This window comes from Streptomyces sp. WELS2 (genome assembly GCF_013870595.1).
Classification (GTDB): Bacteria; Actinomycetota; Actinomycetes; order Streptomycetales; family Streptomycetaceae; genus Streptomyces.
In genome coordinates, this window is the sequence record NZ_JACBWZ010000638.1 from 1 (window position 1) to 3,669 (window position 3,669).

Below are 3,669 nucleotides of genomic sequence, written 5' to 3' on the forward strand. Positions count from 1 at the left end.
AGCGGGCCGTCACCCGCGCGGCCCGCTTCCCGGGGACGTGCCCCGGCCCGTACCGGCCCCGCCGCCCCACCCCGGAGGTTTTCCGTCCGCCGCGCAGGTCACTCGGTACGGGCTGACCGGATCGTCCGCTTCGCTCTCCACCGGGAGGTCTGTCCATGAGCACCAAGGTCTCGGACCACATCCTCGAACGCCTGCGCGCTTGGGGCGTCGAGGAGGTTTTCGGCTATCCGGGCGACGGCATCAACGGACTGCTCGCCGCCTGGGGCCGCGCCGAGAACCGGCCGCGGTTCGTCCAGTCCCGGCACGAGGAGATGTCCGCCTTCGAGGCGGTCGGGTACGCGAAGTTCAGCGGGCGCATCGGCGTGTGCGCGGCGACCTCCGGACCCGGCGCCATCCACCTGCTCAACGGCCTGTACGACGCGAAGCTGGACCACGTGCCCGTGCTGGCCATCGTCGGCCAGACCAACCGGACCGCGATGGGCGGCTCCTACCAGCAGGAAGTCGACCTGCACACGCTGTACAAGGACGTCGCCTCGGAGTTCGTGGAGACCGTGACGGTGCCCGAGCAGCTGCCGAACGTGCTGGACCGGGCGATCCGCACCGCGTACGCCCGGCGCTGCCCGACCGCGCTGATCATCCCGGCCGATGTGCAGGAGCTGGACTACTCGCCGCCCACGCACGCCTTCAAGATGGTGCCGTCCAGCCTGGGGATGAGCGAGTTCACGGCGACCCCGACCGACGAGGCGCTGCGCCGTGCGGCGGACGTGCTGAACGCGGGCGAGAAGGTGGCCGTCCTGGTCGGCCAGGGCGCGGCGGGCGCGGTCGCGGAGGTGCGGGAGGTCGCCGAGCTGCTCGGCGCGGGGGTGGCTAAGGCGCTGCTCGGCAAGGACGTGCTCAGTGACGAGCTGCCGTATGTGACGGGCCCGATCGGACTCCTCGGCAGCCGTCCGTCGTACGAGCTGATGCGGGACTGCGACACGCTGCTGACCATCGGCTCGTCGTTCCCGTACACGCAGTTCATGCCGGAGTTCGGCAAGGCGCGCGCCGTGCAGATCGACATCGACGCGCACATGATCGGCATGCGCTACCCGTACGAGGTGAACCTGGTCGGCGACGCCCGGGCCACGCTGCGCCGGCTGATCCCGCTGCTGAAGGCGGAGGGGCGGAGCCGCAAGTGGTACGACACGGTGTGCGCGAACGTGAAGCGCTGGCACCAGACCATGGAGCGGCGGGCGGCGGTGGCGGCCGATCCGATCAACCCCGAGTACGTGGCCCGGGCGCTGGATCCGCTGCTGCCGGACAACGCGATCCTGACCTCGGACTCCGGTTCGGTCGCCAACTGGTACGCGCGGCACATCACGATGCGGCCGGGCATGCGCGGTTCGCTGTCCGGGACGCTGGCGACGATGGGCCCGGGGGTGCCGTACGCGATCGGGGCGAAGTTCGCGCACCCGGACCGGCCGGTGTTCGCGCTGGTCGGCGACGGCGCGATGCAGATGAACGGGCTGGCGGAGATGATCACCGCGGCCAAGTACCGGGACCTGTGGTCGGATCCGCGGCTGGTGGTGGCCGTGTGGAACAACCAGGACCTGAACCAGGTGACCTGGGAGATGCGGGCCATGGAGGGCGCCCCCGCGTTCCTGCCGTCGCAGTCGATCCCGGACGTGCACTACGCGGCGTTCGCCCGCTCGCTCGGGCTGACCGGCATCCGGGTGGAGAAGCCGGAGGAGGTGGAGGCGGCCTGGCGGGCCGGGCTGGAGGCGGACGGGCCGGCGGTGCTCGAGTTCCTCACCGATCCCGCCGTGCCGCCGATCCCTCCGCACGCGAGCTGGGACCAGATGGAGGCGACGGCCGCCTCGATCCTGAAGGGCGACGCCGACCGGGGTTCGGTGATCAAGCAGGGCCTGAAGGCGAAGGTGCAGGAGTTCCTGCCCGGCCGGGCCAAGCAGTGACCGTGCGGGCCGAGTCCCGTACCGGACGCGGGAGCCCGTGTCGGACGTGCGGTACCGGGTACGCGGTGCGGACCTTCGACCCTTGGAGGGAGATATGCAGCGAGGCAGTGACCGGCTGAACGTCCACCGGGACGACGAGATGAAGCACGAGCTGAAGGGACTGCTGCGGTCCGGCCATCCCACGCGCGTGGAGGAGTGGCACGACCCGGAGCCGGCCGCGGACGACGACCCGGAGGTCTGGAGCGGTCCGGTGGGCGGCCTCGGGTCCCCGGCGTCCCTGGAGCGGACCCGGCTGGAGCTGGCCCGGCACCTGAGCCGGCACGCCTTCCCCGCGAAGCCGGGCGAGCTGGCCCGGGCCCTGCGCCGGAGCAACGCGCCCGGCACGCTGATCGACGCCGTCACCGGTCTGCCCCACGAGGACCGGTACGAGAACCTGCAGCAGCTGGCCGAGGCGCTGGTGGGGGGCGCATGAGGCAGGGGGCACCCTGGCCGGCCCCCCGCGCCGGGGGCCAGGCGACAGAGATCGCGCGGGGCGCGACGGTCGACGTCGGCGAGGTCACGACGCGCTTCCTGCTGTACGGGCTGCTGCCCGGCTGGTTCGTGCCGGGGCTCGCCGACTGGGCGATGCACCGGCGCACCCGGATCGAGGACACGTCGGGGACGAAGGAGTCCCTGATCCACTCCCTGATGATGGCGGAGGTGGGCCTGCCCATCGCGCTCACCCTGCGCTACGAGGTCAATCCCCTGCTGCTGGCCGTGCAGCTGGGCGCGGCGGCGGTGCACGAGGCCACCGCGCTGTGGGACGTGCGGACGGCGGAGGACAGCGACCGCGAGGTCAAGCCGCTCGAACAGCACATCCACAGCTTTCTGGAGTCGCTGCCGTTCGGCGGGCTGGTCTCCCTGATGTGCCTGCACTCCGACCAGGTCCGGTCGTTGCTGCGGGGCGGGCGCGGGGACCCGGACGCCTGGCGGCTGATACCGCGCCGGCGCCCGCTGTCGCCCGGCTATCTGGCGGGCATCGGGGTCGCGATCGGCGCGTGTGTGCTGCTGCCGTACGGCGAGGAACTGCTGCGCTGCCGGCGGGCGGCCAGGGCAGGGAAACGGCGCGCCCGGGCCCACCGGGCGGCGCTGCGGAAACTGAAAGGAGCCTGAGACATGCGTATCGCGTTTCTGGTGGCACCCGAGGGCGTCGAGCAGGTCGAGCTGACCGAGCCGTGGAAGGCGGCCTCGGACGCCGGGCACGAGCCGGTGCTCGTGTCGACACAGCCGGGGAAGATCCAGGCGTTCAACCATCTGGACAAGGCGGACACCTTCCCCGTGGACGAGGTGGTGGAGCAGACGTCGGCCGGGTCCTTCGGCGGTCTGGTGCTGCCGGGCGGGGTCGCCAACCCGGACTTCCTGCGGATGGACGAGAAGGCCGTCGCCTTCGTGAAGGACTTCTTCGACCAGGGCCGGCCGGTCGCCGCGATCTGTCACGCGCCGTGGACGCTGGTGGAGGCCGATGTGGTGCGCGGCCGGGTGCTGACGTCCTGGCCGAGCCTCGAGACCGACATCCGCAACGCCGGCGGCACCTGGGTGGACGAGCAGGTCAAGATCTGCGACCACGGCTCCAACCAGCTGGTGACCAGCCGTAAGCCGGACGATCTGAAGGCGTTCTGCGACGCGTTCCTGCACGTGTTCGCCGGCGAGCCCGGCTGACCGCCGCCCGCCCGTACGC

At 71.8% G+C, this 3,669-nt stretch carries 4 protein-coding genes; all 4 read left to right on the forward strand.

Features of this window, described 5'->3' with window-relative positions; all coding sequences use genetic code 11:
* Nucleotides 1-155: 155 nt before the first annotated feature.
* Nucleotides 156-1,952, forward strand: a complete 1,797-nt coding sequence (locus tag H5J33_RS27180) for a thiamine pyrophosphate-requiring protein (RefSeq protein ID WP_181797484.1) — start codon at nt 156-158, stop codon at nt 1,950-1,952.
* A gap of 94 nt (nt 1,953-2,046) precedes the next feature.
* A complete protein-coding gene (locus tag H5J33_RS27185; protein WP_181797485.1) occupies nt 2,047-2,424 on the forward strand; it encodes a DUF2795 domain-containing protein in 378 nt (125 codons plus the stop codon).
* A complete protein-coding gene (locus H5J33_RS27190) occupies nt 2,421-3,104 on the forward strand; it encodes a diguanylate cyclase (protein WP_181797486.1) in 684 nt (227 codons plus the stop codon). The genes H5J33_RS27185 and H5J33_RS27190 overlap by 4 nt, the downstream gene beginning before the upstream one ends.
* A gap of 3 nt (nt 3,105-3,107) precedes the next feature.
* Nucleotides 3,108-3,650: a type 1 glutamine amidotransferase domain-containing protein gene (locus tag H5J33_RS27195; RefSeq protein ID WP_181797487.1), complete on the forward strand. Its 543-nt coding sequence runs from the start codon at nt 3,108-3,110 to the stop codon at nt 3,648-3,650.
* The last annotated feature ends 19 nt before the right edge of the window (nt 3,651-3,669 follow it).